At 58.2% G+C, this 25,818-nt stretch carries 25 protein-coding genes; 16 read left to right on the top strand and 9 right to left on the bottom strand.

The window, feature by feature from the left end:
- Nucleotides 1–10: 10 nt before the first annotated feature.
- From yccS to ACSMDR_RS02950, 3 genes are all read right to left on the bottom strand, one after another.
- A complete protein-coding gene (yccS, locus tag ACSMDR_RS02960; protein ID WP_436466971.1) occupies nt 11–2,167 on the bottom strand; it encodes a YccS family putative transporter in 2,157 nt (718 codons plus the stop codon).
- Between the two features lie 128 nt (nt 2,168–2,295).
- Nucleotides 2,296–2,952 (bottom strand): Bax inhibitor-1/YccA family protein, encoded by a 657-nt coding sequence (locus ACSMDR_RS02955; protein ID WP_427263191.1) that lies wholly within the window; start codon nt 2,950–2,952, stop codon nt 2,296–2,298.
- A gap of 349 nt (nt 2,953–3,301) precedes the next feature.
- Nucleotides 3,302–4,894, bottom strand: a complete 1,593-nt coding sequence (locus ACSMDR_RS02950; protein WP_436466970.1) for an ABC transporter substrate-binding protein — start codon at nt 4,892–4,894, stop codon at nt 3,302–3,304.
- Nucleotides 4,895–4,988: 94 nt separating this feature from the next.
- Here ACSMDR_RS02950 and ACSMDR_RS02945 point away from each other — a divergent pair, with 94 nt between their 5' ends.
- The 6 genes from ACSMDR_RS02945 (at nt 4,989) to maiA (ending at nt 10,596) form a co-directional block, all read left to right on the top strand.
- On the top strand, nt 4,989–5,633 hold the full coding sequence (locus ACSMDR_RS02945) for a TIGR01621 family pseudouridine synthase (protein WP_436466969.1): 645 nt from the start codon (nt 4,989–4,991) through the stop codon (nt 5,631–5,633).
- On the top strand, nt 5,633–6,361 hold the full coding sequence (locus tag ACSMDR_RS02940) for an HAD family hydrolase (RefSeq protein WP_436466968.1): 729 nt from the start codon (nt 5,633–5,635) through the stop codon (nt 6,359–6,361). The genes ACSMDR_RS02945 and ACSMDR_RS02940 overlap by 1 nt, the downstream gene beginning before the upstream one ends.
- 215 nt (nt 6,362–6,576) lie before the next feature.
- A complete protein-coding gene (hppD, locus tag ACSMDR_RS02935; protein WP_436466967.1) occupies nt 6,577–7,674 on the top strand; it encodes a 4-hydroxyphenylpyruvate dioxygenase in 1,098 nt (365 codons plus the stop codon).
- Between the two features lie 68 nt (nt 7,675–7,742).
- Nucleotides 7,743–8,882: a homogentisate 1,2-dioxygenase gene (locus ACSMDR_RS02930; protein WP_436466966.1), complete on the top strand. Its 1,140-nt coding sequence runs from the start codon at nt 7,743–7,745 to the stop codon at nt 8,880–8,882.
- Between the two features lie 37 nt (nt 8,883–8,919).
- A complete protein-coding gene (locus tag ACSMDR_RS02925; RefSeq protein WP_436466965.1) occupies nt 8,920–9,915 on the top strand; it encodes a fumarylacetoacetate hydrolase family protein in 996 nt (331 codons plus the stop codon).
- A 45-nt stretch (nt 9,916–9,960) separates the two neighbouring features.
- Nucleotides 9,961–10,596, top strand: a complete 636-nt coding sequence (gene maiA / locus ACSMDR_RS02920) for a maleylacetoacetate isomerase (RefSeq protein WP_436466964.1) — start codon at nt 9,961–9,963, stop codon at nt 10,594–10,596.
- 86 nt (nt 10,597–10,682) lie between these two features.
- Here the strand turns inward: maiA and ACSMDR_RS02915 are convergent, their stop codons facing one another.
- The 4 genes from ACSMDR_RS02915 to ACSMDR_RS02900 all read right to left on the bottom strand — a co-directional run bounded on the left by ACSMDR_RS02915 (nt 10,683) and on the right by ACSMDR_RS02900 (nt 13,764).
- Complete coding sequence (locus tag ACSMDR_RS02915; RefSeq protein WP_436466963.1) at nt 10,683–11,117, bottom strand: PAS domain-containing protein; 435 nt, start codon at nt 11,115–11,117, stop codon at nt 10,683–10,685.
- Between the two features lie 8 nt (nt 11,118–11,125).
- Nucleotides 11,126–12,169, bottom strand: a complete 1,044-nt coding sequence (locus tag ACSMDR_RS02910; RefSeq protein WP_436466962.1) for a response regulator — start codon at nt 12,167–12,169, stop codon at nt 11,126–11,128.
- An 86-nt stretch (nt 12,170–12,255) separates the two neighbouring features.
- Nucleotides 12,256–13,149: a LysR family transcriptional regulator gene (locus ACSMDR_RS02905; RefSeq protein WP_436466961.1), complete on the bottom strand. Its 894-nt coding sequence runs from the start codon at nt 13,147–13,149 to the stop codon at nt 12,256–12,258.
- Between the two features lie 72 nt (nt 13,150–13,221).
- On the bottom strand, nt 13,222–13,764 hold the full coding sequence (locus ACSMDR_RS02900; protein ID WP_436468183.1) for a DUF2982 domain-containing protein: 543 nt from the start codon (nt 13,762–13,764) through the stop codon (nt 13,222–13,224).
- Nucleotides 13,765–14,053: 289 nt separating this feature from the next.
- Between ACSMDR_RS02900 and ACSMDR_RS02895 the strand changes: the two genes are divergently transcribed.
- The 4 genes from ACSMDR_RS02895 to ACSMDR_RS02880 all read left to right on the top strand — a co-directional run bounded on the left by ACSMDR_RS02895 (nt 14,054) and on the right by ACSMDR_RS02880 (nt 18,339).
- The gene (locus ACSMDR_RS02895) at nt 14,054–16,027 is read left to right on the top strand and encodes a putative bifunctional diguanylate cyclase/phosphodiesterase (protein ID WP_436466960.1); all 1,974 of its coding nucleotides are present in this window, start codon (nt 14,054–14,056) and stop codon (nt 16,025–16,027) included.
- A 64-nt stretch (nt 16,028–16,091) separates the two neighbouring features.
- On the top strand, nt 16,092–16,817 hold the full coding sequence (gene nfsA / locus ACSMDR_RS02890; protein WP_436466958.1) for an oxygen-insensitive NADPH nitroreductase: 726 nt from the start codon (nt 16,092–16,094) through the stop codon (nt 16,815–16,817).
- A 177-nt stretch (nt 16,818–16,994) separates the two neighbouring features.
- Nucleotides 16,995–17,762 (top strand): DNA repair protein, encoded by a 768-nt coding sequence (locus ACSMDR_RS02885; protein ID WP_436466957.1) that lies wholly within the window; start codon nt 16,995–16,997, stop codon nt 17,760–17,762.
- Between the two features lies 1 nt (nt 17,763).
- Nucleotides 17,764–18,339 (top strand): VOC family protein, encoded by a 576-nt coding sequence (locus ACSMDR_RS02880; RefSeq protein WP_436466956.1) that lies wholly within the window; start codon nt 17,764–17,766, stop codon nt 18,337–18,339.
- 21 nt (nt 18,340–18,360) lie between these two features.
- Here ACSMDR_RS02880 and ACSMDR_RS02875 read toward each other — a convergent pair whose 3' ends face one another.
- A complete protein-coding gene (locus ACSMDR_RS02875; RefSeq protein ID WP_436466955.1) occupies nt 18,361–19,563 on the bottom strand; it encodes an MFS transporter in 1,203 nt (400 codons plus the stop codon).
- A gap of 89 nt (nt 19,564–19,652) precedes the next feature.
- Between ACSMDR_RS02875 and ACSMDR_RS02870 the strand changes: the two genes are divergently transcribed.
- Nucleotides 19,653–20,546 (top strand): LysR family transcriptional regulator, encoded by an 894-nt coding sequence (locus ACSMDR_RS02870; protein ID WP_436466954.1) that lies wholly within the window; start codon nt 19,653–19,655, stop codon nt 20,544–20,546.
- A gap of 44 nt (nt 20,547–20,590) precedes the next feature.
- Nucleotides 20,591–21,565, top strand: a complete 975-nt coding sequence (gene cysB, locus ACSMDR_RS02865) for an HTH-type transcriptional regulator CysB (protein WP_436466953.1) — start codon at nt 20,591–20,593, stop codon at nt 21,563–21,565.
- Between the two features lie 106 nt (nt 21,566–21,671).
- On the opposite strand, the gene ribA is transcribed toward cysB, so the two are convergent.
- Nucleotides 21,672–22,265, bottom strand: a complete 594-nt coding sequence (gene ribA, locus ACSMDR_RS02860) for a GTP cyclohydrolase II (RefSeq protein WP_436466952.1) — start codon at nt 22,263–22,265, stop codon at nt 21,672–21,674.
- Nucleotides 22,266–22,520: 255 nt separating this feature from the next.
- Here ribA and cmk point away from each other — a divergent pair, with 255 nt between their 5' ends.
- The 4 genes from cmk to ACSMDR_RS02840 all read left to right on the top strand — a co-directional run bounded on the left by cmk (nt 22,521) and on the right by ACSMDR_RS02840 (nt 25,809).
- Complete coding sequence (gene cmk, locus ACSMDR_RS02855; protein ID WP_436466951.1) at nt 22,521–23,213, top strand: (d)CMP kinase; 693 nt, start codon at nt 22,521–22,523, stop codon at nt 23,211–23,213.
- A 93-nt stretch (nt 23,214–23,306) separates the two neighbouring features.
- A complete protein-coding gene (rpsA, locus tag ACSMDR_RS02850; protein ID WP_436468182.1) occupies nt 23,307–24,977 on the top strand; it encodes a 30S ribosomal protein S1 in 1,671 nt (556 codons plus the stop codon).
- A gap of 92 nt (nt 24,978–25,069) precedes the next feature.
- Nucleotides 25,070–25,354 carry an integration host factor subunit beta gene (gene ihfB / locus ACSMDR_RS02845; RefSeq protein WP_005908129.1) on the top strand — a complete coding sequence of 95 codons (285 nt, stop codon included), beginning with the start codon at nt 25,070–25,072 and terminating at the stop codon, nt 25,352–25,354.
- 158 nt (nt 25,355–25,512) lie between these two features.
- Nucleotides 25,513–25,809 (top strand): LapA family protein, encoded by a 297-nt coding sequence (locus tag ACSMDR_RS02840; protein ID WP_005908128.1) that lies wholly within the window; start codon nt 25,513–25,515, stop codon nt 25,807–25,809.
- Nucleotides 25,810–25,818 lie beyond the last annotated feature (9 nt).

The raw sequence follows: 25,818 nt of genomic DNA, 5'->3' as shown, positions 1-25,818 counted from the left end.
TTGGGGCAAGTCATGATGGGGTCGGCATGGTAGCGTCTTGGGGCGCGGTGAGCAACCGGCTCTGGTTGGCCAGCGCCAGCAGCTCATCGGCTAGTTGGCTGATGCGATTCAGCTGCTGGCTCAGCATCAGCTGCTCCTCCGTGCTCTCCTGGGCGGGCAGAGGGCAGCTGGTCTGCGCCTCCTGGGGGTCATCACCGGCCAGCTGACCCGCAGCCAGGGCCAGGGTATGGCTCAGGTGGCGGCTGATCTGGCTGAGCCCCTCTATGGGTTCGAGTTGATCCCGGTGGGCACCCAGCGCCGAGATGTAGGAGAGCAGGGCGTGATTTCGCCAGGTCAGGGTGAAACAGAGATCCAGGAAGCGGCGCCTGCGCTGGGGTTCGACCAGCATGCTCTGCCAGGCCATGGCCAACTCGCTGTCGGCCAGGTGGGCATTCTTGCGGGCGATGCGGTAGTCCAGGGATTCATCGCGGCGCAGGTGCAAGCTGGCGAGTACCGCCTCCAGATAGCGGGCGTTTGCCGACAGCGAGTTGGCGATGAGCTGCGGCAGACGCTTGTACTGCCAGTCCGGCCACAACCAGGCCACCAGGGCGTAGGAGAGCAGGCAGCCGAGCAGGGTATCGAGCAGGCGGGGGCCCAGGATGGCAAAACCGATGCCGTCGAGCAGGTTGAAGGCCATCAACACATAGAGGGTGATGAAGCAGACTGCGGCGCTGTAGTTGCTGCGCACCTGAGTGAAGAACAGGAAGGCGGCCAGCCCCATCACCACCAGTTGACCATGCAGGTCCGGCAGCAGCCAGAGAATGGGCACGCCAACCAGCAGGCCGGCAAAGGTGCCAAGCATGCGCTGCATCAAGCGGCGCCGGGTCGCGCTGTAGCTCGGTTGGCAGACAAAGAGCACAGTCAGCAAGATCCAGTAACCCTTGTCCAGATGGAAGGCCTGCAAGATGCCATAACCCACCACCAGTCCAAGCGACAGCCGCAGGGCATGGCGAAATACCATGGAGTCAAGGCTCAGGTGCTGGCGCAACTGGGTCAGCAAGGGGATGTGTGGCGGCCTGGCCAGGGGGGGGAGACTCCCTGGCGTTATCGCCGGGTTTTGCAGCTCCTCGGCACTGGTCAGTAGCTGATTGATGCTGGCCAGATTGCGGCGCAGAAACTTCATCGGGGTCAGCAGGCTCTTGGGATAGTGCTGCTTGAGGTGAGTGAACTCGAGCTGATCGCCAAGGGCTTCCAATGCCCAGCGAATGCGTTTGGGATGGCGATAGGGGCTGTGCACCAAGATGGCGTAGCCGAGCTGCTGGCAGGCTTCCGCCAGTTGTAGCAGGACTTCCTGGAAGCCATCGATGACCAGCCCCTGTTTCAGTTCGGCTTCGAGCTGGCTATAGGGGTAGTGGCTCGAGGTGGCACGTTCGTGTATTTCAAGTGCCAACAGATAGAGGCGCAACAGACCCGCGAGTTCGGGGGCCGGTTGGCGGCGCTGACTGTGCAGCCGGGCATTGAGGGCCGTCTTGGTGAGATTGAGGGAGCCGACCAGCTGGATGTTGAGCTGGGCCAGGTTGTGGCGAATGGCTTGGGCGCCGTGTTCATCGGCAGGAAAGAAGCGGGATTTTTCCCGCAGATAACGACTCAGGGCAAAGTAACTCTGGGCGAGCTGTTCGTGCAGAGTCTTGTAGGGCAAAAGCCAGAGCCAGATGAGCGATACCACGCCGTACCAGAGGGCGCCCGCAGTCAGCACCAGCGGTTGGTAGAAGAGATCCGGTGCCTTGGCGGCGCCGAGCATGGTGTAAATGGCAATCAGGAGCGAGCCGAAGCTGATGGTCGCGTAACGCTGTCCCAGGGCGCCGACCATGACGAATAGGAAGGTCGAGCCAGCCAGCCCGATGGCAAACAGCCAAGGTGTCGGAAACAGGTACTGGACGCAGAGGGAGGCGAACAAGAAGCAGAGCAGCGTCATGGTCAGATTCTTGACCCGTCCCCAGAGACTGTCGTCGGTTTCGGCGATGGCCCCGGCGACGACCCCGAGAGAGAGCAGCACGGTGAGCTGGATATCGCCACTGACGAGGGCGATGGCGAGCAGACCCAGTATGGCGATGAGTACCTTGAGGGCAAAGTAGACATGGCTGTCTGTGAGCAGGCGGCGCAGCAGGCCGGAATATTCAACAGGCATGGGGGAGGAGAGTCTCTTGCGATTCGAGGTCATCAGTGTAACGCGAACGCCATCAAATGACCCTGATTTGGATCAGGCTGGCCGGGGAGTATGCAATAAAAACCCCGCCGAAGCGGGGTTGCTGGTCATCAGTTGCGGTTGCCGCCGAGCAGGCTGAGCAAACTCAGGAAGATGTTGTAGATAGACACATAGAGCGTCACGGTGGCGGAGATGTAGTTGGTCTCGCCGCCGCGCACTATCTGCTGGGTCGTCAGCAAAATGGCACCGGAAGAGAACAGCATGAACATGGCGGACAAGGCCAGGCTCAGGGCGCTCATCTGCAGGAAGATGTTGGCGACCATGGCCACCAGCAGCACCCAGAAACCGACGAACAGCATGCCACCGATGAAGGAGAGATCCCGCTTGGTGGTCAGGGCATAGGCAGACAGACCAAAGAAGGTCAGCGCCGTACCGCCGAGCGCCGTCATCACTATCTCGCCGCCGCCATTGTTCATGTACATGTTGATGATGGGGCCAAGGCTGTAGCCGAGCAGGCCGGTCAGGGCGAAGGTGAATACCAGGCCCATGCCGTTGTCACGGTTCTTCTCGGTCAGGAACATCAGACCGTAGACCCCAACCAGGAAGATGGCCCAGTGCAGGGGCGGCATGTTCATCACAGTGGCAACGCCGGCGACAATGGCAGAGAAGCCCAAGGTCAGGGAGAGCAGCATGTAGGTGTTACGCAGCACCTTGTTGGTATCACGTACGGCACCTCGGGTGCCGGTATAGACAGAACGGGTATCCATCTTGTTTTCCTCGTTGGTACTGGGAGGGACGAACCTTGTCGTCCCTTCGCCCTATTGTATGGGGAACAAATGGGGATGACGAGAAGCAATTTCAAGTCGACACCCAGATGACTGGGAACACTATTCCAGAGCCATTATGTATTGTATCTGAACAAGGGCTGGTCGGAACCCCAGACCTGCAAGGTTCCAAGCGCCACCATTGTCTGCTCGACCAGCGTTGTATCAGCCGTTCTGAGATAGCCAAGTGGAGAGTTAGTGGATCATTTTCCCCAGAGCAAACACCTGCCCCATCTTGGAAACAGCAGGCCCACAGTGATGCGGGCCTGCTCTCTTGGCTCGGCGGCGCGGGTCAGCCCGACTGCTCAACCAGTGCCGTGAGGGCCACGCCTTTATCGCAGTACATGGCCTTGTCAGCCTGGATCAACCACTGCTCCGCGCTCCAGCCGCTCTGGTAGTGACTGACGCCGATGCTGATCCCCACTTGCATGGTTTGGCCGTCTGTCTCGAAGGGGGCGGCCATGGCGAGCCGGATCACCTCGGCCACGTCGTGTGCCTGTTTAAGGTTGTAGCCGGGCAGCAGCAGGATAAACTCGTCCCCCGCCAGCCGGGCAAAGAAGCATTGATGGCCGATGGCGCTGGTAATTCGGTGGGCTAGTTGGCAGAGGATGGCATCCCCCTGGCTGTGCCCGAAATTGTCATTGATGCGCTTGAAATCATCGAGATCGCAAAACAGCAGGCAGCCTGGTGCGGGTTGGACTATCTGCTCGCGCAGCCGATTCATCAGGCTGAGGCGATTGGGCAGGCCTGTGAGGGGGTCGCGCTGGGCGAGCTGCATGATCTCCGATTCGCGCAGCTTGCGCAGGGCAACCTCCTTGCTCAATCGGTCGTTGCAAAGCCAGAGATAGAGAGCCAGCACCAGGATCAGGACGGTGGCAGCCAGACTCAGCATGAACCAGGGACGCCAGAATACCCACTGGGCCGAGGGCGCATGGTAGAGAAAGTCGGCCAGGGGGACTGTGTGTTTGAGGAGACCTATCTCCACCAACTGGTCGAGAATATGTTCGAAACGCGCCGGGTTCATGTAGCCTATTTCCACATAAAGCGGCTGTATCATCTCCTTGCTGACCTGCAACTCGTATTCCATGTGTGCCTGGGAGCGAGTCAATCCATATTGGTCACGAAGCAGCGTGATGGCTTCTTGAGGATGGGCCAGGGCATATTGCCAACCGCGCAGACTGGCAGCACGAAAGCGTTCTACTCTGTCCGGGTGTTCGGCCTGGTTTGCCTGAGTGGTAAAGAGCATGTCGCTATAAAAATCCACGCCGTAGTTGCGTGGACTGATGACGGAGACAGGGATGCCCCGCTCCTCCAGATAGAAGGGTTCATTGCTCAGATAGGCATTGAAGATGTCGACTCGCCGCTCCACCAGATCGTCGATGTTGACCGAGGTCTGCAACGGGATCAGCTCATCTTCGCGGATCCCTTGATAGAAGAGGGTGGCAAGCAACTCGGCGTCCTGATGCTCTGGGAACATCATGATGCGTTTGCCACGCATGCCGGCAAGGGTGAGAATATTGCTGTCGCGCCGGGCGAGGAAAATGGACGGGGAGTGCTGGAAGATGGCAGCCAGCGCCAGAAGGGGCTCGCCTTCGGCGTACTGGGTTAACACTTCGGTATTGCCGACGCCAAAGTCGGCGCGTCCGCTCAACACCTCAGCCACCGGACTTAGCCCCTTGCCCCCCTGGCGGATCTCCACGTCCAGGCCCGCTTCTGCGTAAAATCCTTTGGCCTTGGCCATGTGATAGCCAACAAACTGGGGTTGATGCAGCCAGCGCAGCTGCAACACAACGCTGTCTGCACTGGGCGCAATATCTTCGTTGGCCTGAGCGGAAGGAATGGCCTCAAGGCAAAGCAAGATCAAGAAAAATAGGCATCTCATCATCCGTGTGAGTCTTCAACTTGTGAGCCAGTGTGGGGTGTTATTATCGGGCACGTTTGAGTGCCAACTACCATGAGAATACGTCAAAATGTCGCCTATGTATCGAATCCTGTCACAAAACGAACACTTCCTGGTCCTCGCCAAAGGGCCTGGAATTGGCATGCATGACGAAGCGGGAGTTTCTGGTCTGGTGAGTCTGGTGCGAGCCGATACCGGGCTCGAACTCTATCCGGTGCACCGGCTCGACAAGATGACCTCGGGCTTGCTGTTACTGGCCCGCACCCCGCAGGTGAATCGGGCGCTGAGCATGAGCTTTGCGCAGCGACAAGTGAGCAAGCAGTATCTGGCTCTTTCTGACTGCAAACCCAAGAAGAAGCAAGGCTGGATCAAGGGCGACATGCAAAAAGGGCGCGGCGGTAGCTGGTTGCTGACCCGCAGCCTGGATAACCCTGCCATCAGCTGGTTTGATTCCACGCCAGTCCGTGAAGGATTGCGCCTGTTTCGCATCAAGCCCCAGACCGGCAAAACCCACCAGATCCGGGTTGCCATGAAGAGTATCGGAGCCCCCATTCTGGGCGATGAACGCTATGGTGGCAGCCCGGCCGAGCGCGGTTATCTTCATGCCTGGCGTCTCGACTTTACCCTTTGGGATACCCCTTTTGCCTTTGAGTGTCCCCCGGAGCCCGGTTCGGCATTTGCCTGCCCTGAGCTGGCGGCGGCGATTGCAAGGCTGGCTCCTTGATGACACCCGGTGCATGTCCAGAACCCGCACTGCCGCTCGGGCCTATCGGTGAGGGCCTTATTCTGGCCGACTTTGATGGTACTCTGGCGCCAGGGGACAGCCATGCTGGTCTGCTGCGTTTCATCTTGGGCAGGCGCCGCTGGCCATTGATGCTGTCTCCTCTGCTGCGGTTGGGCGCGCTGCTCTCCCTCTTGCCTGCGAGGTGGTTTGCCAGGGGGAGAGGGTGGGGGATCCGCCTCATCTGGTGGAGCATCACCCTTGGGCTCTCTCCCCTGGCCTGGCGCGCCTTGGTGCGTGCATACAGCGCCAGCCGTTTGGGCCTCTTTGCCCCTGCCATGGCACTGCTTGCGAGCTACCACCACAGGCTCTGGATAGTGTCGGCCAGCCCGCGGGCCTTGGTGCGAGGCCAGCTTGCCTTGGCATTTGCCCAAGCGCCTGCCTGCCAGCCCTGGCCTGCTCATATTGAGGCGACCCGGTTGCGTTATGCCTGGGGCGGCTTGATCCCGCACCACTATTGTCATGGCGCCGCCAAAATCACGCCCGCCATGACCCGGCGCCAGGTCGCGCTCTGCCTGAGTGACAGCCTGCACGATCTGCCGTTGTTGCGTCTGGGCACTGTGGCATGGCTTGTCAACCCCAAACCCAGCCTGTTGCGCCGCGCCAGGGCTCGACTGCCTCGGATTGTGGTCAAGCAGTGGCGGTTGCCGGGCGTGCACACTGAATATTGAGCTCGCTGTAAGCGAAAACTGACAGCATGCATCGCGGGCAAGGCCGTCACTACAAGTCGGGATCTTGCTTGTCACATATCGTTTACATTTATCATCCCCTTTAGCATGGCGACTATCTGAGCCTGCCCTCTTTCTTTCCCGCGGCAGCGCACCTCTAATGAAACAAGTTGTTAACACCTATCCGTTCAACCTGATTTCGTGCAAAGGAGCGCACCATGATTGCAGCCAAGGCGAGTGCAGCCAACACCATCAATCCTCTCGGCACAGACGGCTTTGAGTTCGTCGAATACACGGCGCCCGATGCGAAGGGTATCGCTGCGCTCAAGGCGCTGTTTGTCTCCCTCGGTTTCGCCGAGGTAGCCCGTCACAAACACAAAGAGTGCTGGCTTTATCGCCAGGGGGAGATCAATTTCGTGGTCAATGCCGAGCCGCACTCCCAGGCCGAGCAGTTTGCCAGTGTCCATGGCCCGAGTGTCTGCGGCATGGCCTTTAGAGTCGAGGATGCGGGCAAGGCGCAGCAGTATGCTCTGGCTCAGGGAGCCAAGCCCTTTGCCGGCAAGATAGGCCCGATGGAGCTCAACATTCCCGCCATCTACGGCATTGGCGAGAGTACGCTGTCGTTTGTGGACAGATATGGCGCACAGGGCTCCATCTATGACGTCGACTTCGTTTTTTACCCCGGCTGGCAAGCCCGTATGGATGAGGTAGATGCAGGCCTCTACGAGATAGATCACCTGACCCACAACGTGCAGCGGGGCAACATGGATGTCTGGTCGAACTTCTACGAGCGGATCGGCAATTTTCGCGAGATCCGTTACTTCGACATCGAGGGCAAGCTGACCGGTCTGCACTCTCGCGCCATGACGGCCCCCTGCGGCAAGATCCGCATCCCCATCAACGAGTCGTCCGACGACAAATCCCAGATAGAGGAGTACCTGCGCCAATACAAGGGGGAGGGGATACAGCATATCGCCATGGCCTCCACGGATATCTACCAGACTATCCGTACGCTGAGGGAGAGAGGGACCGCCTTTATGTCGACCCCTGATACCTATTACGAGAAGGTAAATGAACGGGTGGCCGGTCATGACGAAGATCTGGCGGCGCTCAGGGAGCTGAGCATCCTGATCGATGGCGCCCCCACCAAGGATGGCATTTTGCTGCAGATCTTCACCGATACGGTGATAGGCCCCGTCTTCTTCGAGATCATCCAGCGCAAGGGTAATGAAGGCTTCGGCGAGGGGAATTTCCAGGCATTGTTCGAGTCTATCGAACTGGATCAGATCCGCCGGGGAGTGCTCAATGATCAATAAGGCCGGGACGAGCCGCCGGGCTCGCCTCTTTTTCCGTTGCGGGCACGGGCGCGTGCCAGGAGTCTGCCATGCGTAACTGGATTAATTTTCCCCACCGGGAGGGCACGGCGTCGCGCCAGGCTCATGCCGACTTGCCCGAGCAAGCCATTTTCGAGCGTGAACTCGGGCGCTCCGGCTTCTTCGGCCCCGCTACCCACATGCACCACAAGCATGCCCCGACCGACTGGAGCAGCTGGGAAGGACCGTTGCGGCCAAGGGCTTTCGATCTCAATGGCCTCCATGAAGAGATAGACTCACTGTCGCCCTGGGTTGTGCCGGATGTGCTCCATAACGCGCACTGTCGTTACCGGGTCTGGCGGCTGGCGGACAAGATGCCCTTCCTGGTACGCAACGCCGATGGCGATGAGTTGCTGTTCATCCACGAGGGCAGTGGCGAGCTGTTCTGTGACTATGGACACCTTAGCTTGCGCGATGGGGACTATGTGGTGATCCCCCGGGGTACCATGTGGCGCATTGAGCCGCATGAACCCCTGTTCATCCTGCTCATCGAGGCGACCAATGATGGTTATCAGCTGCCGGACAAGGGGCTGGTGGGCAATCATGCCATCTTCGATTCGGCCGCCCTGGCGGTGCCAGCCATCGATGAAGCCTTTCTCGCCCAGCAAGACGAGCAGCCCTGGTCGTTGCAGATCAAGCGCCACAATCAGGTCTCTGTGGTGACCTGGCCTTTCAACCCCCTCGATGCCCTCGGTTGGCACGGAGACTTGACCCTGGTCAAGCTCAACTGGCGCGACATTCGCCCGCTGATGAGCCATCGTTATCACCTGCCGCCCTCGGCACACTCCACGTTTGTGGCGAGTCGCTTCGTGGTCTGTACCTTTGTGCCGCGCCCCATAGAGAGCGACCCCGGTGCGCTGCGGGTGCCTTTTTATCACAGCAATGATGACTTTGATGAGGTGCTCTTCTATCACGCCGGTGACTTCTTCAGTCGCGACAACATAGAAAAAGGCATGGTCACCTTCCATCCCGCCGGCTTCACCCACGGCCCCCATCCCAAGGCGTTCGCGGCGGGACAGGCCTATGCCAAGAAGTTCACCGACGAGGTGGCCGTCATGCTCGATACCCGGGATGCCTTGCAGGTCGGGGATCTGTGTGAGCGGGTCGAGAATGGCCAGTATGTCAACAGCTGGCGGCCACAGCCGAAATAGCCCCAACCGCATTTGTGCATTGAGAGAAGGAACAAGGATGAAACTGGCAACCCTGAATAATGGTCGCCGCGACGGCGCCCTGCTGGTGGTGAGTCGCGATCTCGGCCGGGCCGTGCAAGTACCGCAGATAGCTCCGAACCTGCAGGCGGCCCTGGATGAGTGGCACAGGTTGGCGCCCCGTCTCGAGGAGGTCTATCAGGCCTTGAACGAGGGGCGAAGCGATGGCCCCTGTGCTGGCGCCTTCCCGTTTGATGAGGGGGCCTGCCTCTCACCGCTGCCCCGCGCCTATCAGTGGCTCGATGGCAGCGCCTATGTCAACCATGTGGAGCTGGTGCGCAAGGCGCGTGGCGCCGAGATGCCGGCGAGCTTCTGGCACGATCCCTTGATGTACCAGGGGGGCTCGGACAGCTTCCTGCCGCCCCGAGGCCCTATCTTGATGGCCGACGAGTCCTGGGGCATCGATTTCGAATCCGAGGTTGCCATCATCACCGACGACGTGCCCATGGGCACGGGCAAGGAGAAGGCGGCGCGTCATGTGCGGCTGCTGATGCTGGTCAACGATGTCAGCCTGCGCAACCTCATTCCGGGGGAGCTGGCCAAGGGATTTGGCTTCTTCCAGTCCAAGCCATCGAGTGCTTTCTCCCCCCTGGCCATCACCCCGGACGAGTTGGGGGAGGCGTGGCGCGAGGGCAAGGTGCACCTGCCACTACAGACGCACCTCAATGGCACCCTGTTTGGCGCACCCAATGCCGGGGTGGACATGACCTTCGATTTTCATGACCTCATCGCCCATGGGGCCCGTACCCGGCCCCTGGGCGCGGGCACCATCATCGGGTCCGGCACCATCTCCAACTATGACCGCAGTGCGGGCTCCTCCTGCCTCGCCGAGCGACGCATGCTGGAGATAATCGAGTCGGGCCAGGCCACTACTCCCTTCCTGCGCTTTGGTGATACAGTGTCCATCGCGATGCAGGATCGCAATGGACTGAATCTGTTTGGGACCATATCGCAGCGGGTCACCCAAGCAGATTGACATGCAGAGGCGGGCACAATCGGCCCGCCAGGACAGGGACAGACTATGTTGCAGTTGTATGGATATTGGCGCTCGTCAGCAAGCTATCGAGTACGTCTGGTGTTGCAGCTCAAAGGGCTGAATTACGAACAAAAGACGGTGCATCTGGGCAAGGGCGAGCAAAAAGACAAAGTATTCAAGCGCATTAATCCCCAGGGGCTGGTGCCCTTTCTCACCGATGATGAGATTGAAATAGGGCAGTCGGTGGCCATCATGGAGTACCTTGATGAGACCTATCCCGCCCACCCCCTAATGCCTTCCAAAGCCCAGGACAGAGCGCGGGTACGCCAGATAGTCAACATGATTGCCTGCGATGTGCATCCTCTCAATAACTTGCGGGTGCTCAACTACCTGGAGCAGGATTTGAACTTGGGGCAAGAGAGGCGGGATCAGTGGTATCGCCACTGGATCGATGAGACTTTCCGCGCCCTGGAGCCACTGTTGATGACCACGGCGGGTGTCTACAGCGTCGGTAACGAGGTCACACTGGCCGATTGCATGCTGGTGCCGCAAGTCTACAACGCACGTCGCTACCAGATGTCGCTGGATGATTATCCCACCATAGCCCGTATCGTTGCCAACTGTGAGCAGCTGCAGGCCTTCGTCAAGGCGGCTCCTGAGCAGCAACCCGACGCGTCCTGACCCCATGGCCGATACAACAACGCCCCCGCATTGCGGGGGCGTTGTTGTTTGGTGCGCCAGAATGACTGGCCGTCGGCTGCTTGGGGTCAACTGGCCGAGCGGGCCTGGCCGAGCAAGATGGCCTCGTCGGTGGCGTCGTAGATCATGACGCCGATATGGGTGACTTGGCCGCTGAAATCGGCCAGAGGCACCAGTGTCAGGTTCTGGTACATGAAGGGGGCCGCCCCGGTAATGGGGCGGTAGTTGGAAAAACGCAGCAGATAAGGGCGCTGCTCCCAGGTACTGAAGGCCCGGTTGTTGAGGGTGAACACCTGATTGGCCTTGCGCTCGAACCAGGGTCTGTCCAGCTCCTCGAACAGGGTGAACAGCTCACGGTCGCGCACCTCGGCGGCCAGACGGCCACTGTGGCTCTCCATGAAACCGTTCCACACCTGGACCTTGAACTGGCGATCCAGCACGATCAGCCCTACATCCAGGTTCTGGACAATGTTCATCAGCCAGTGAAATTCCCGTATTTCCATGTGAACTCCTAGAGCAGGTGTTGAACCTTGTGGTTCATGGTGGTGATGGAGTCCTCGGTAAACAGCAGCAACAGATCGCACTGCACCCCATAACCCTGGATCTTGTAGTTGATCTCTATGGCCAGGGTGCGGCGCCAGCGGCTCTTGTTGGTGTCGATGAGCTCGTGAATGGGCCTGTGCTGGCCCAGCAGCACCGGATGGCCTTGGCTGAAGTGGGTATCGAGCTGGGCGCTGAAGCCGCGCAGAAAGGCGCCTATCAGCACGTTGGCCGTGTCCATCAGCAGTTCCAGCTCGGCGGCCCGGTCGAGTTCGCCTTCATGTTTCATCAAGCGGGCCAGATCGGTGAAGCTGGCGTCGTGAAACAGGAGCAGCGCCTCACCGGCGATACCGGCCCCGATGAAGCCTTGGCACACGGCCGATAAGGTGTCCGACTCGGCGGCGGACGAGAGCGCCATGTGCAGTTCGGAGACCTCGAGTACATTGACGTTGGGGATGGGCAAGATGACGAAGGCATCGAGCAGGCGGGCCAGCAGATCGGCGGCCTGACCCATGGCAACGTTGGCCAGCTCTTGATAGAGATCCCGGGTCTGGGGGCTGAGTTGCAGCTCGGCCTGCGGCGTCGTACCTACCAGGGGACCATCGGCGCCGGCCAGGGCCACTGCTGGCTGAGATGAGACTTGTTCATGCCTGGGTTGCCAGAACCCCTGTTGGCGCAAGAAGGTTTGCAGCGTTTCGGGGGAGGCGGGTTTCTTGATGAAATCCAGCGCGCCCAGGGCCATGACCCTGGCATAGGCTTCGGGTTGTATGTCCCCCGAGACCACCAGTACCTTGCTGCGGATCCCTTCCCGCTGGAGGGTCTCCAGCACGCCATAGCCATCCATCTCCGGCATGGTGAGATCGAGCAACACCAGATCCCCATGACCCATCAGGATCTGCTCCAACCCTTCTATGCCGTTGGCTGCCTGGTGCAGCGTGATGGCCCACTCCTTGGGCAGGGCCCGGGCCAGCTGCTTGCGGGCAAAGCCCGAGTCATCACATATCAGTACATTCATGGGGCCGCCCTCTTATAAAAATCATGAAGATAAGTGTGGCCCGTCCGCCTCAAGCGTCATGACGTTGGGGTGGGCAACGGTGAACGCTAACGATCCCGTCGGTAACGTTCCGAATATTTTTCGATAAACTCGGCAAACAGCTTAACACGCAGCGGGGAAAAATTGGGTTGAGTCACCAGCATGTAGAAGGGACGGCTAGTGCTTTTCCAGTCAGATAGCACCGGATGAAGCTGACCCGCCTGCCTGGCCTGGTGTACCAGATGGAGTGGCACATTGATGATGCCCATATGTTGAGTGGCGGCACGGACGGCGGCCTGGGTCTGGCTCACGGTCAACTTGGCCTGGGTGCGAACCTCGGCAAGCCCCCCTTCCCGGTTGTTTAGCTGCCAGTGCTGGTGTGGCCAGCAGTAGATGAGGTCGTGCTCTTCCAAGGCGTGCGGGTGCGCGGGTTGGCCCCGTTTCTCCAGGTAAAGGGGGGAAGCAAACAGACCGTATTCTACCCGGCCGAGCAGGGTGGCATGATCCAGGGTTTGCGGCAGTTCACCGTTGAAGAACACCAGATCCCTGTCTCCCTCGAACAGCCGTTGATGATCATTGGTCTGGCAGATGTCGAACTGGACTTCGGGGTGATGCAAGGAGAAGTCGGCCACCATGTCGATGAGCAGGGTGCTGGAGAGGGCGATCGGTGCCGCCAGCCGGATAAGACCGGCCAAGTCGGCTTCCTTGCCCTGGATCTCGCCCGTGGCCTGTTCTATCTGGGCCAGCGGCGTACAGAGTCGCTCGTAGTAGCGCAATCCTTCGTCGGTGAGGCGGATCTTGCGGGTGGATCTGTGCAGCAGAGGATAGCCGAGGCTCTCTTCCAGATGAGTAATGCGGCGACTGATACTGGCGGTGGGCATGCCCAGCGCACTGGCAGCGTGGGAGAAGCCCCCCTCCTGTACCACCTTGACGAATAAATAGAACTCTTCGATGTACTTCATAGGAGGTATGGAACTCGAGTCAAACAGTGACCTTAAGAAGCGCTCCCCTCCTTGGCAAGGGTAATCATGGCTTTAATTGATCTGGATTAGGTTCGACTCGAGTTGGTATTGATGCAACAGGCGCACGAAGTCATCAGGCTCCCGGTCCAGGCTGCTCACCGGCACCAGCAGATCGTAACCTATCAGTGCCCTCAGCCGGGTCATGCGATTGGCCAACATGGCGATCACGCCGTCATAGTGTTGACCCTCACCGGATCGATAATGGCTCTCCTCGAACAGGTCATCGAACTGGCTGGCGCAGGTGCCTGTCGGGCAGTCTGCTTGTTCGCTCCGCAGTACCTGCATCAGCACGGCCCGTTGCTCGGTGAGTATGCCCACCGCCAGTCGGGGTGTGATCAAGTTCAAAAAACTGTCGTAATCTTTTATCCGCAAACCAATGTAGGGGATTTCCACCAGATCCCAACCCAAATGGATACGGGGTCGGTCAATTCGTTGAATATTTACCCATTTGAGAACCCAGCCCCCGTGTCTGTGATGATATTGCAAGCAGTCATGACACAAAGAGAGACTAAAATGAGGCTCTCTTAGCTTCAATGAGCCGATAAACAAGGTCATCAGACCAGCCAGCAAGCCGCAATAAATAGGGATTAGTGGTTGTTCACTAAAGAAAAAAAGTATAGAAATCATAGTAATGGTTACTATTAACCCGAGCAATACCAGTGTGAGTCCGTTTCTTCTGACCATGGGTTGTACGTGCAGTGTTTTCATATGAGGACGACCTTGCCGCTCTTCCTATACTCTCAGTCTAAGCCCCATATCAATATATGTTGTAGTCAGGCAGATATGGCGCCGTGGACGATCGTTCCTCACTCTCAAGGAACAAGCTGATGAATCACCATAACAGATGAACACGCTCGACGAAGGCACCCTGGATAGCTTTGAGGTGCTGCACACACCTATCTGGGTCTATGACATCCTCCATCACCGCATTTTTTGGGCCAATGAAGCCGCCCTCGCTATCTGGGAGGCGAGTTCACTCGCCGAACTCAAGGCGCGCGATTTTGGTGCCGACATGGCCGATGCCATCGCTCTGCTGCTCCAGCGCTATCTCGGTGACTTCCAACAGGGGCGCAGTTACAGCGAGTGGTGGAGCCTCTCCCCAAAGGGGGTCAAGAAGCAGGTCTACCTGCGTTTGTCCGGGGTGCAGCTGGCGGGCCGCCTGATGATGATGACCGAGGCGGTGATCGATGCCGACAGCCTCCATCAGCAATCCTCCCTGGCCACCGGTGATACCCTGGCCTGTCTATTCGATGATGATGGTCAGCTGGTGAGTGGCAATCACCACTTTGACGCCTGCTTCGGGGGCAGTATTGACGCCCTTGGGCAGGTCTTCTCCGGTAATGACGATGCGTTTTTCAATAAGCTTGCGCAGCTCGATGAGGTGGTTGCCGAGGGGGAGTGCCGCACCCTGCGGGGGATGCGCTGGTTCCAATACCAGTTTCGCCATATCCAGCAGGGGGCTCAGACGCTGCTCACCATGCGAGACATCACGGATCGCAAGCTCGAAGAGCTGGAACATCGTCATCTCGCCTGGCACGACTCCCTCACCGGCCTGCTCAACCGTTACGGTTTGATGAAGTCGCTTGAGGCTTACTGCGGCATGGGGGGCCGCTTTGCGCTGGTGTTCATGGATCTGGACAATTTCAAGCTGGTCAATGACAACTATGGCCACAAGGCTGGTGACCGCCTGCTCGAGCGGGTGGCCGGTCGTCTCAAACAGGTGTGCCCGCGGGATGTTGAGTTGGCCCGACTCGGCGGCGATGAATTTACTGCGCTGGTGCCTTTGACGAGCGGCAGCGAACGGGCTGAAGAGGTCGCCGACCTGATGCTCTCCCAGATGAGCAAACCGTTGCAGCTGAGTGGCGTGCCGGAGGTGACTATCGGCGGCAGTATTGGCATTGCCGTCTATCCGGACGATGCCGATGATGGTGACAACCTGATCACCCGCGCCGACATGGCCATGTACCAGGCCAAGCAGATGGGGCGGCTGCGTTGGCAGCGTTTCACCCCCAGCATGCAGCAGAACCTGCATCGCAAGCTGACCCTCAAGCAGTTCCTGGCCAAGGCGATAGGCCGCCAGGAACTCAGTCTCTGCTATCAGCCTCAGGTCGATGCCGCCAGCCAGCAACTGCTCGGCTTCGAGGCACTGATCCGCTGGCATAATCCCGTGCTGGGTCAGGTCTCCCCGGGGGAGTTCATCCCCCTTGCCGAGGAGATGGGGCTCATTCGCGAGATAGGGGGATGGGTACTGGACAAGGCCCTGGCCCAGATGGCTCAGTGGCAACGCCAATTCGGGGTACGGGTGCCGGTCTCGGTCAATTTGTCCGGTTTTCAGCTCGCGCCCTCGCTGCCCGAACAGGTGGCCGCTTCGCTCAGGGAGCATGGGGTGGATCCCCATCTGCTGACCTTGGAGCTGACCGAAACCGTGTTGATGCTCGACATGAACGGTTGCATCGGCATTCTGGATCGCCTGAGCGATCAGGGGATCAAGATAGCCATCGATGATTTTGGCACTGGCTACTCCTCCCTGGCCTATCTCAACCGGTTGCCTATCGACACCATCAAGCTGGATCGCTCCTTCGTGGTGGGCCTCAACCTGCCGGTGATCCGGGCCACGGTTGCCATGGCGACCAGTCTGGGGCTGGGCATCATGGCCGAGGGAGTCGAGGAGGAACATGAGCTGGTGGCATTGCGTACCCAGGGGTGCCATGTGTTCCAGGGCTTCCTGTTTGGCAAGCCGATGACGGTGGCCGAGATTGAGGAGAGCCGCTTCATCGTCTACTGCCCGGTGGGGGAGTTTGTCCTCGGCCAGCATTAGATGAAGAGGGCCTTGGGGCCCTCTGTTTTTTTAGGTTAGAGTGTGACCCTTGTCAGGAGACAGCATGAACCAGACCATAGATCTTATTCTCTCTCATCGTTCTATTCGCCAGTTCACCGCGGCTCCCATCACTGCGCAGCAGCTAGATCTCATTTTGCAGGCGGCCCAGGCGGCGGCCAGCTCCAGCTTCCTGCAAGCCAACAGCATCATTCGGGTGACGGACACGGCGCTGCGTCAGCAACTCGCCCAATTGGCGGGCCCCCAGCCTTATGTGGCCCAAGCCGCCGAGTTTCTGGTGTTCTGCGCCGATTTTCATCGCCACTTGCAAATAGTGCCGCAAGCCCACACTGGGTTCGTCGAGCAGCTGATGATAGGGGCCATCGATGGCGCCCTGATGGCGCAAAATGCCTTGCTGGCCGCTCAATCCCTTGGCCTCGGCGGCGTCTATATCGGCGGCATTCGCAATCACCCGCGTGACGTGGTGACACTGCTCGGTTTACCCAAGCATGTGATCCCGCTGTTTGGTCTTTGTCTGGGTCACCCTGAGCAGCTGCCTGAACAGAAACCTCGTCTGCCCCAAGCCATGGTGGTGCATGAAAACCGTTATCCGGAGCAACTCGATAGGGAACTGCTCGCCGATTACGATCGCCAGATCCAGAACTATTATGAGGCCCGCAGCAGCAACAACAAGGTGCAGACCTGGAGCAGCCAAATCGAGGCCACGCTGGGTAAAGAGGCGCGCCCCTTCATGGATGCTTTCCTGCAATCCCAAGGATTTAACCTCAAGTAGAGCCTCACCGCTGGGGAGCCTGGCCTGTTTGGCTCAAGTTATGACGGCGGTGGACGATATTAAAGGCGCTCTCTCCTGGGTGATGACTTGGTGAGACTGTGAGCCCTGCAGGCTATCGCACTGGGGTAAGCTGTTGTAGGATCAGGCAATTGGATAGGGAAGGAACGGATAAAGCCTATGATTTTAACACTGATATTGCTGTCGATTGGCGCGCTCCTGTTTCTGGTGATCGCCTATAACGTCATGCAGCAATATAAGCAGAAGGCGGAAGCCGACAAGCGCCAGGCCATTGCCAAGCACAAGTCCATCGCCGATGAGACCGAAGAGGTGCTGCTCAACGTCAACCTGGTTCCCTTCTCCAAGAATATGGTGTTACTGCTCCAGCACAGGATCCTGGACGCGTATCGCGCCATTGCTCAAGTGATGCCGGGCAACGCTCAGATCCGTCAGCGTGTGCTGGACGTGCAGACCCAGATCAAGAATGTGCGGGAGAACTACAGCAGCCACGATGAGGGCCACTTCAAGACGCCGGAGTCTGATCGCCAGGCGATCCAGATGCTGCAGCTGGTCAAGAAGATGCGCGCCGTGCTGCGGGTCGAACACAACAAGGGCAAGATAGATCCCCAAGGCTTTGCCCAGGAAGATCGCCGCCTCGAGCTGATGCAGCTCAAGATCAACATTGCCAACCTGCTCAAGCGCGCCATGGATGCCCAGATCCAGGGGCAGTATGGGACCTGCCGTCAGCTGTTCACCAAGGGGCTGGCGGCGGTGAGCAATGTCGGCGACAAGGATGCCTATTTGCTGGCCCGGGAGGAGGACATGCGCCTGGGACTGCAATCTCTGGATGATCATCTGGCCCAGCAGAGTGAGTCCGAGCTGCAAAACATCAAGGACAAAGAGACGGATGAACTCGACATCCTGTTCCAACCCAAGAAGAAGTGGTGACATGACGCACATCCTCGACGAGAAACTGGGGCCCATGGCCCCTTTTGTTATTGGTCTGCTGCGGGAGTTGGACGCGCTGGGCATCGATCTCCTCCACCCGGAGATCGATCACCTCTGCTATCGCGCTGCCAGCCTGGATGAATACCTGCTCTTGAGGGACCGCCTGGCCGATGCCGGAGATCTGCTGGTGGAGGGCATGATCGGAGGGCGCCCGATCGCCACTTATCGCTTGCATCAACCGCTGAAGATCCAAATGTTGAGCAAGGATGGTCGTGCGCTTGATATCCAGGTGCCCTGTATCGAATTAGCAGCGCCAAAGCCGGGACGCAATCATCAGGCGGGTCTGGAGCATATTGAGCTGGTGGTGGCGAGTCTGGCTGCCCTGATTGCGGCGCACCCCCAGCTTGCCTTCAAGACAGGCAACATGGGGGACAGCCGCAATCCTGACGTGGGTCTGATGCTCAGCTCGGGGCAGGTGAAGTTCCACCTGCGCTCCCTCGAAGCTGTCATTGCAGAAGAGATTGGCACGGCGGCAGTGGTGCCGGTGCCGGGGGATTATTTCGTGCAGCAAGATTAAGAAGATAAAGCGCGGGTCAATTCAAATGGCCAGCGGCTGATCGCGATGGGCCTTCTGGCGGGCCAGCCATAAGGATAGCCCCGCCGTGACCAACAGCACCAGCTCTATTCCCAAGACCAGCCCCGGCAACTGCCCCCGCTCCCAGAATGGGTGCAGATAGAATCCTCCAAGACTCGCCCCCAGGTAATAAGCCACCAGATACAGTGAAGAGGCCAGTGCCCGGTTGTGCTCCACGTGCTGACCTACCCAGGCGCTGGCACAGGCGTGGGCGAGGAAGAAGCCAAAGCTCGACACCAGCAAGCCCCCGAGAATGAACGCCAGCGTCTGGCCGAGCAGCAACACTCCCCCCAGCGCCATCAAGGCGATCCCCACGAGCAGCAACTGTTCTGCCCCGATACGTTGGGCGCAGCGGCCACTGATGGAGGAGGCCAGAGTGCCCGATAGATAGGTCAGAAACAGCATGCCGAGCCACTGGGGGGGCAGGGCGAACGGCTCCGCCGAGAGCAGAAAGGTGAGATAACTGAACTGATTGAGGAACACCAGGAAGTTGAGGCCGCCGATGAAGTAGGCGCCGACTAGCAAGGGATTTCGCAAGTGGCTTCCTAGCGCCAGCCTGAGCTGGCCGGGACTGGCCTGAGTTGGTGTGAAGTTGCGCTGAACCGGTAGCAACCATACCACCAGGGGAAAAAGCAGCACGCTGATGATGCCTATGCCCAGAAAAGTGGCGTGCCAGCTATCAAACCAACCAGCCAACAGACCACCGAGTACCCGGCCGGCAATGCCTCCCAGGGAGTTGGCGGCGATATAGATGCCCACCGCCGAGATGAGCGCGCGGCGATTGAACTCCTCCCCCATATAGGCGATGGCGGTGGCTGGCAGCCCGGCCAGCAACATGCCTTGCAGGATCCGGAGCACGACAAGGGATTCAAACTGTTCGACCAGGCTTGCTATCAGAGAGAGCGCAATGGCACCGGCCAGGGTCCACAGCATGACCCGGCGGCGACCAAAGCGGTCGGCCAGACGGGCGCAGACCAGCAAGGCGAAGGCGAGCCCTGCGGTGCAGCCCGCCAGCGTCCAGCTGGAGTAAAGGGAACTGATGGAGAACCTGCTCGCCAGCATGGGGAGGAGGGGATGGGTCTGGTAGAGATTCAGAAACACCAGAAATGAGCCCAGGCTCAGGGCCAGGGTAGCCCGTAGCCACTCGCGACTTCCTACTTCGATCATGGGGATACTCCAAGGTTTTCCCTAGATTAGTGGGTCGCCCTATATAAATATAATATATTTAAGTTATCCAACTCATAACGAGAATTGATATGGACTTCAAGCAACTCGGCTATCTGCTGGCGGTACGGGATACCGGATCCTTCACCCGGGCGGCTCAGCAACTGCATGTGGCACAACCAGCGGTCAGCATGGCTATCGCCAAGCTGGAGCAGGCATTGGCGCTGCGTCTGTTTGACCGCCAGGACAAGTCGGTGCGACTCACCCCTGAGGGGGAAGTACTCTGTCGTCATGCCGAGCGCCTGCTGCTGCAGATGCATCAGGCCGAAGCCGAGATGGCCGAACTCAAGGGATTGGAGCGAGGGGAGGTGCGCATCGGCATCCCTTACATGATGGGGTCTTACTATTTCCCCCCCATTTTGATGGCCTTCAAGCACCAGTACCCCGGTCTCAAGATCCGAGTGGAGGAGGCAGGTACCCGGGAGTTGCTCAGTCGCATGGTGGCGGGGGAGCTGGACTTGGCCATTCTGATCACCAGCGATTTACCGCCCGCCCTGGAGGGGGGGCAGCTGCTGCGCGAGGAGATGCTGATGGTGGTGGGGCAGGATCACCCCTTGCACGGGGCCAGTCGCGTCACCCTGGCCGAGTACTTCCAGCAGGAGCTGGCGGTGTTTCGCCGTGGCTTCTATCACAGGGAGCACATGGAAGCGCTCGCCCAGGGGCTCGGCATAGAACCCAACATTGCTTTCGAGAGCAATCTCATCCCCTTGCTCAAGGCGGTGGTGCGCCAGGGCTTTGCGGTGAGTACCTTCCTGCGCATGGTGGTAGAAGAGGACGCTGAGCTGGAGGGCATTGCCTTTGAACCGCCCATCTACCTGGATCTTTGCGTCGCCTGGCGGCGGGGGGATCCCCTCTCTCTGGCCAATCGGGCCTTGCGAGATTTCCTGCTGTCACAGCCCATGACAGAAACGAAGGCTAATAACTAAAAGTTTGTTAGTATTAGTTGAAGTCGTCTTTAGAGCCTAACATCATGAAACTCCAACAGTTGCGCTATATCGTGGAAGTTGCCAACCACAGATTGAACGTGTCGGCGACGGCGGAGAGCCTGTACACCTCTCAACCCGGGATCAGCAAGCAGGTTCGTATGCTCGAAGATGAGCTGGGAATTCAGATATTTGAACGCAGCGGCAAGCATCTGACCCAGATCACCCCGGCCGGGCGAGACGTGATCAAGATTGCCAATGAGATCCTGGGCAAGGTGGAAGGCATCAAGTCGGTGGCGAGCCAGCATACCCACCCCGAACAGGGGACCTTGCACATCGCCACCACCCATACCCAGGCCCGTTATGCCCTGCCGGATGTGATCAAGGGTTTTATCAAGCGCTTCCCCAAGGTCTCCCTGCACATGCATCAAGGCACACCGACCCAGATCAGTGAGGCCGTGGTGAAAGGGTTGGCGGATTTTGCCATCGCTACCGAGGCGCTGCACCTCTATGAAGATCTCATCATGCTGCCCTGCTATCACTGGAATCGCAGTGTGATAGTGCCGCGCGGTCACCCGCTGACTCAGGTGAGCAAGCTCTCCATCGCCGACATTGCCCACTTCCCCCTGGTCACCTATGTGTTCGGCTTCACCGGTCGCTCCGAGCTGGATACCGCCTTCAATCGTGCCGGCTTCGAGCCCAACATCGTATTTACCGCCACGGATGCCGACGTTATCAAGACCTATGTCCGCCTCGGGGTTGGCATTGGCGTGATGGCGACCATGGCCATGGACAAGCAGACGGACACTGATCTGGTGGCGCTGGATGCCAGTCATCTGTTTGCCCACAGCACCACCAAGATTGGCTTTCGCAAGGGCTCATTCCTGCGCACCTACATGTATGACTTTATGACCCGCTTTGCGCCGCACCTGACCAGAGATGTGGTCGAGAAGGCCATCGCCATGCGATCCAGTGACGACGTCGATGCCATGTTTGCCAACATTGACTTGCCAGTTCGCTGAAGATTGCTGGCCCCTGAAAAGATGACGATGGCCCAACGGGCTGTGTCATGCGCAATAAAAAACGCCTCCGATGGGAGGCGTTTTTTATTGCGCAGCAAGAGACCATTTATTTCTTCAGCATATGGTCGAGCTTGCTCGCCTTGGTGGCGAGATAGAACTCGTTGTGGGGATTGCGTCCCTCTTGTAGTGGCACCCGCTCGGTGACGGGGATGCCAAAGCTCTCCATCGCCTTGACCTTGCGTGGATTATTGGTCATCAGACGCAGGCTCTTGATCTCGAGTGCCTTGAGCATATCGGCGCAGATGGTGTAATCGCGCATGTCCGCAGCAAAGCCGAGGGCCACATTGGCCTCGACCGTATCGGCCCCTTGATCTTGCAGATGATAGGCGCGGATCTTGTTGAGCAGACCTATGCCACGTCCTTCCTGACGAACATAGAGGAGCACGCCGCGACCGGCTTCGGCAATATTCTGCAGGGCTGCCTGCAGTTGAAAGCCGCAGTCGCAGCGCAAACTGAACAGGGCATCGCCGGTCAGGCACTCGGAATGAATGCGGCCGAGTACGGGGTCATCCCCGCTGACATCGCCCATCACTAGGGCGGCATGATCTTTACCGGTGCCAACTTCCTGGAAGCCCACCAGGGTGAAGGTGCCCCAAGGGGTTGGCAATTTGGATTTGGCCACGAGAGTAATGCTACTCATGGGGTACTCCTTAACAACGAGGACGCGAAAAAAGGGGATCAGTTTAGCGCGCCTCGCGCTCCGCGACCATCAGAACCCGTCAGGAAGAGCCTGAATCCCTAGAAGAAATCCTGTACACAAAAAGCTCAGTTACGACAGCTTTTACACGGAACTGTGCGTTGGCGACTGCCAGCGACCTCACATTTGGGTATACTCTGCGCCCATTACCTCATCCCCGCCGGGATGATGCGCAACATCAAGTGCAGGAGATATGATATGCCCCATATGGCCCCCGTAATGACAGTTGATGGCCCGAGCGGTGCCGGTAAAGGCACACTGTGCCAGTTGCTGGCCGAACAGCTGGACTGGCAGCTGCTGGATTCCGGTGCCATCTACCGGGTTCTCGCCCTGGCGGCGCTGCACCATGATGTGGAGCTCGAGAGTGAAGCGGCGCTGGTCCCCCTGGCTGCCAATCTTGATGTGCAGTTCCCTGTTGAAAATGGCCAAATGAAGGTAGTACTGGAGGGTGAAGACGTCTCTCGTACCATCCGCACCGAGACGGTAGGCAATGCGGCCAGCAAGGTTGCCGCCTTCCCGCGCGTGCGCGAAGCCCTGCTGCGCCGTCAGCGCGCATTTCGTCAGGCCCCGGGTCTCATCGCCGATGGACGTGATATGGGCACAGTGGTTTTCCCCGAGGCCGAGATCAAAATTTTCCTTGACGCAAGCGCCGAGGAGCGGGCCCAGCGCCGCTATAAGCAGTTGCAAGATAAGGGCTTTGATGTTAACTTTGAGCGTCTTTTAGCCGAGATTCAGGAACGTGACGATCGCGACAGAAATCGCGCCGTAGCGCCACTGAAAGCGGCTGAAGATGCCTTGGTGGTGGATTCCACCGCGCTGACCATCGATGAAGTACTGGCAACGGTCTTATCTTATGCGAAGCAACAACTCAATGATGTCAGCTCACGCTGACATCGGTCGTCTGCGCCAAGGATGGAGCAGATTATTTCAAACAGCCCCGCTGGTGCCGGATTGCTAGTGGATGTTTCACTTGTGACACAAACAATGATCGAATCTTTTGCTCAACTCTTTGAAGAGTCCCTGAATTCCGTTGAAACCCGTCAAGGTTCCATCGTTAAGGGTACCGTCGTTGGTATCAAGAACGGTTTCGTACTGGTTGATGCCGGTCTGAAATCCGAGTCTGCCATTCCTGCTGAAGAATTCAAGAACGCCCTGGGCGAGCTGGAAATCAGCGTAGGTGACACTGTCGACGTAGCTCTGGACTCTATCGAAGATGGTTTCGGCGAAACCAAGCTGTCCCGCGAAAAAGCCAAGCGCCACGAAGCCTGGCTGCAGCTTGAGAAGGCTTACGAAGAGCAAGCTACCGTTATCGGTATCATCAACGGCAAGGTCAAGGGTGGTTTCACCGTTGAACTGAACGGCATCCGTGCCTTCCTGCCGGGTTCTCTGGTTGACGTGCGTCCGATCCGTGACACCGCTCACCTGGAAAACAAAGAACTCGAGTTCAAGGTCATCAAGCTGGACCAGAAGCGCAACAACGTTGTTGTTTCCCGTCGTGCCGTGATCGAAACCGAGAACACCTCCGAGCGCGAAAGCCTGCTGGCCAACCTGCAAGAAGGTCAAGAAGTTAAGGGTATCGTCAAGAACCTGACCGACTACGGTGCATTCGTAGATTTGGGCGGTGTTGACGGCCTGCTGCACATCACCGACATGGCGTGGAAGCGTGTTAAGCATCCTTCCGAAATCGTCAACGTTGGCGACGAGATCTCCGTCAAGGTACTGAAGTTCGACCGCGAGCGTACCCGTGTATCTCTGGGTCTGAAGCAGCTGGGCGAAGATCCCTGGGTTGCTATCGCCAAGCGTTACCCGGAGACCACCCGTCTGTCTGGCCGCGTGACCAACCTGACCGACTACGGCTGCTTCGTTGAAATCGAAGAAGGCGTTGAAGGCCTGGTACACGTTTCCGAGATGGATTGGACCAACAAAAACATCCACCCGTCCAAAGTTGTCAACGTTGGCGACCTGGTAGATGTCATGGTCCTGGATATCGACGAAGAACGTCGTCGTATCTCCCTGGGTCTGAAGCAGTGCAAATCCAACCCATGGCAGCTGTTTGCCGAAACTCACGCCAAAGGCGACCGTGTTTCCGGCAAGATCAAGTCCATCACTGACTTCGGTATCTTCATCGGTCTGGATGGCGGCATCGACGGCCTGGTTCACCTGTCTGACATCTCCTGGAACAACCAGGGCGAAGAAGCCGTGCGTGAATTCAAGAAAGGCGACGAGATCGAAGCCGTTGTTCTGCAAGTGGATCCGGAGCGTGAGCGCATCTCCCTGGGCGTCAAGCAGATCGAAGAAGACCCGTTCAACAAGTACCTGGCTGACAACAAGAAAGGTGCTATTGTGATCGGTAAGGTTACCGAGGTTGATGCCAAGGGTGCCGTGATCGAACTGGCTGACGGCGTTGAAGGCTACCTGCGTGCCTCCGATGCAGCCCGTGACCGCGTAGAAGACGCGACTCTGGTTCTGTCTGTTGGTGACGAAGTTGAAGCTAAATTCATGGGCGTTGATCGTAAGAACCGCACTGTAAGCCTGTCCGTCCGTGCTAAGGACGAAGCTGACGAGCGTGTTGCTATCGATAGCCTGAACCAACAAGAAGAAGTTGTGTTCAGCAATGCTATGATGGAAGCGTTCAAAGCAGCCAAGGGTGAGTAATCCTTGATGCAAGAAAAGGGCGGCATCACGCCGCCCTTTTTTATTTTTACGTAATGAATATTGCATGTGATCGGGGAAGGAGATTTAACCTTATGACCAAATCAGACCTCATCGAACAACTGGCTGCGAGCCGCATGCATATGCCGGCTAAAGATGTTGAGGCCGCTATCAAGGAGATCCTTGAGCAGATGGCATCGACCCTGCAAAATGGCGATCGAATTGAGATCCGCGGTTTTGGCAGTTTTTCTCTGCACTATCGTGCTCCGCGAGTCGGGCGCAATCCCAAGACTGGCGACAAGGTGGAATTGACGGGCAAATATGTCCCGCACTTCAAGCCGGGTAAAGAGTTACGCGAACGCGTCAACCTCGTTGAATAATGCAGAAAACGGCATACCTGAGTATGCCTTTTTTGTTTTCGTCTCTTTAATTGTGTCAATTCGCTTGTTTCTGAAAGTCTTTTTCCTTTCTCTCTAGAGTCTGTCGTGGATTTTAAGGATAATCATCAGGTCTTTTTCGATACTGACAGGAAGATCCTATGAAGCGTATCTTGGCCCTTATCCCCCTGGTGTTGGTCTTTATCTTCACCCTGGCCCTCGGCTCACAGAATGGTCAGTTGGTGCAATTCAACTATCTGATTGCCCAAGGCGAGTTTTCTCTTTCCCTCTTGCTTGGTCTCTTTTTCGGTACTGGCTTCCTGCTTGGCTGGCTGGTATTTGGCCTCTTATTCCTGCGTCTCAAACTGCAGAATCGCACCTTGAATCGTACCGTGCGTAGGCAATCTCGCCAGTTGGAATTAGCCACTGCATCGGACAAGGGGTCCGGTAAGGAATAACGCTCCTCC

Source organism: Aeromonas molluscorum (assembly GCF_051376105.1).
GTDB classification, from domain to species: Bacteria; Pseudomonadota; Gammaproteobacteria; order Enterobacterales; family Aeromonadaceae; genus Aeromonas; species Aeromonas molluscorum.
The sequence above is the reverse complement of the archived record's forward strand: the minus strand, read 5'-3'. Positions and strand labels throughout refer to the sequence as shown.

Coding starts and splice junctions, on each gene's coding strand:
- ACSMDR_RS02900 (WP_436468183.1), bottom strand. CDS start 13,764: ATGACCTTGTTTATCGGCTCATTGAAGCTAAGAGAGCCTCATTTTAGT.
- cysB (WP_436466953.1), top strand. CDS start 20,591: ATGAAACTCCAACAGTTGCGCTATATCGTGGAAGTTGCCAACCACAGA.
- ACSMDR_RS02880 (WP_436466956.1), top strand. CDS start 17,764: ATGACGCACATCCTCGACGAGAAACTGGGGCCCATGGCCCCTTTTGTT.
- ihfB (WP_005908129.1), top strand. CDS start 25,070: ATGACCAAATCAGACCTCATCGAACAACTGGCTGCGAGCCGCATGCAT.
- ACSMDR_RS02945 (WP_436466969.1), top strand. CDS start 4,989: ATGTATCGAATCCTGTCACAAAACGAACACTTCCTGGTCCTCGCCAAA.
- ACSMDR_RS02910 (WP_436466962.1), bottom strand. CDS start 12,169: ATGAATGTACTGATATGTGATGACTCGGGCTTTGCCCGCAAGCAGCTG.
- ACSMDR_RS02905 (WP_436466961.1), bottom strand. CDS start 13,149: ATGAAGTACATCGAAGAGTTCTATTTATTCGTCAAGGTGGTACAGGAG.
- ACSMDR_RS02950 (WP_436466970.1), bottom strand. CDS start 4,894: ATGATGAGATGCCTATTTTTCTTGATCTTGCTTTGCCTTGAGGCCATT.
- ACSMDR_RS02885 (WP_436466957.1), top strand. CDS start 16,995: ATGATTTTAACACTGATATTGCTGTCGATTGGCGCGCTCCTGTTTCTG.
- ACSMDR_RS02955 (WP_427263191.1), bottom strand. CDS start 2,952: ATGGATACCCGTTCTGTCTATACCGGCACCCGAGGTGCCGTACGTGAT.
- ACSMDR_RS02940 (WP_436466968.1), top strand. CDS start 5,633: ATGACACCCGGTGCATGTCCAGAACCCGCACTGCCGCTCGGGCCTATC.
- ACSMDR_RS02895 (WP_436466960.1), top strand. CDS start 14,054: ATGAACACGCTCGACGAAGGCACCCTGGATAGCTTTGAGGTGCTGCAC.
- ACSMDR_RS02925 (WP_436466965.1), top strand. CDS start 8,920: ATGAAACTGGCAACCCTGAATAATGGTCGCCGCGACGGCGCCCTGCTG.
- ACSMDR_RS02875 (WP_436466955.1), bottom strand. CDS start 19,563: ATGATCGAAGTAGGAAGTCGCGAGTGGCTACGGGCTACCCTGGCCCTG.
- ACSMDR_RS02915 (WP_436466963.1), bottom strand. CDS start 11,117: ATGGAAATACGGGAATTTCACTGGCTGATGAACATTGTCCAGAACCTG.
- maiA (WP_436466964.1), top strand. CDS start 9,961: ATGTTGCAGTTGTATGGATATTGGCGCTCGTCAGCAAGCTATCGAGTA.
- rpsA (WP_436468182.1), top strand. CDS start 23,307: ATGATCGAATCTTTTGCTCAACTCTTTGAAGAGTCCCTGAATTCCGTT.
- ACSMDR_RS02930 (WP_436466966.1), top strand. CDS start 7,743: ATGCGTAACTGGATTAATTTTCCCCACCGGGAGGGCACGGCGTCGCGC.
- cmk (WP_436466951.1), top strand. CDS start 22,521: ATGCCCCATATGGCCCCCGTAATGACAGTTGATGGCCCGAGCGGTGCC.
- ACSMDR_RS02870 (WP_436466954.1), top strand. CDS start 19,653: ATGGACTTCAAGCAACTCGGCTATCTGCTGGCGGTACGGGATACCGGA.
- yccS (WP_436466971.1), bottom strand. CDS start 2,167: ATGCCTGTTGAATATTCCGGCCTGCTGCGCCGCCTGCTCACAGACAGC.
- ribA (WP_436466952.1), bottom strand. CDS start 22,265: ATGAGTAGCATTACTCTCGTGGCCAAATCCAAATTGCCAACCCCTTGG.
- nfsA (WP_436466958.1), top strand. CDS start 16,092: ATGAACCAGACCATAGATCTTATTCTCTCTCATCGTTCTATTCGCCAG.
- ACSMDR_RS02840 (WP_005908128.1), top strand. CDS start 25,513: ATGAAGCGTATCTTGGCCCTTATCCCCCTGGTGTTGGTCTTTATCTTC.
- hppD (WP_436466967.1), top strand. CDS start 6,577: ATGATTGCAGCCAAGGCGAGTGCAGCCAACACCATCAATCCTCTCGGC.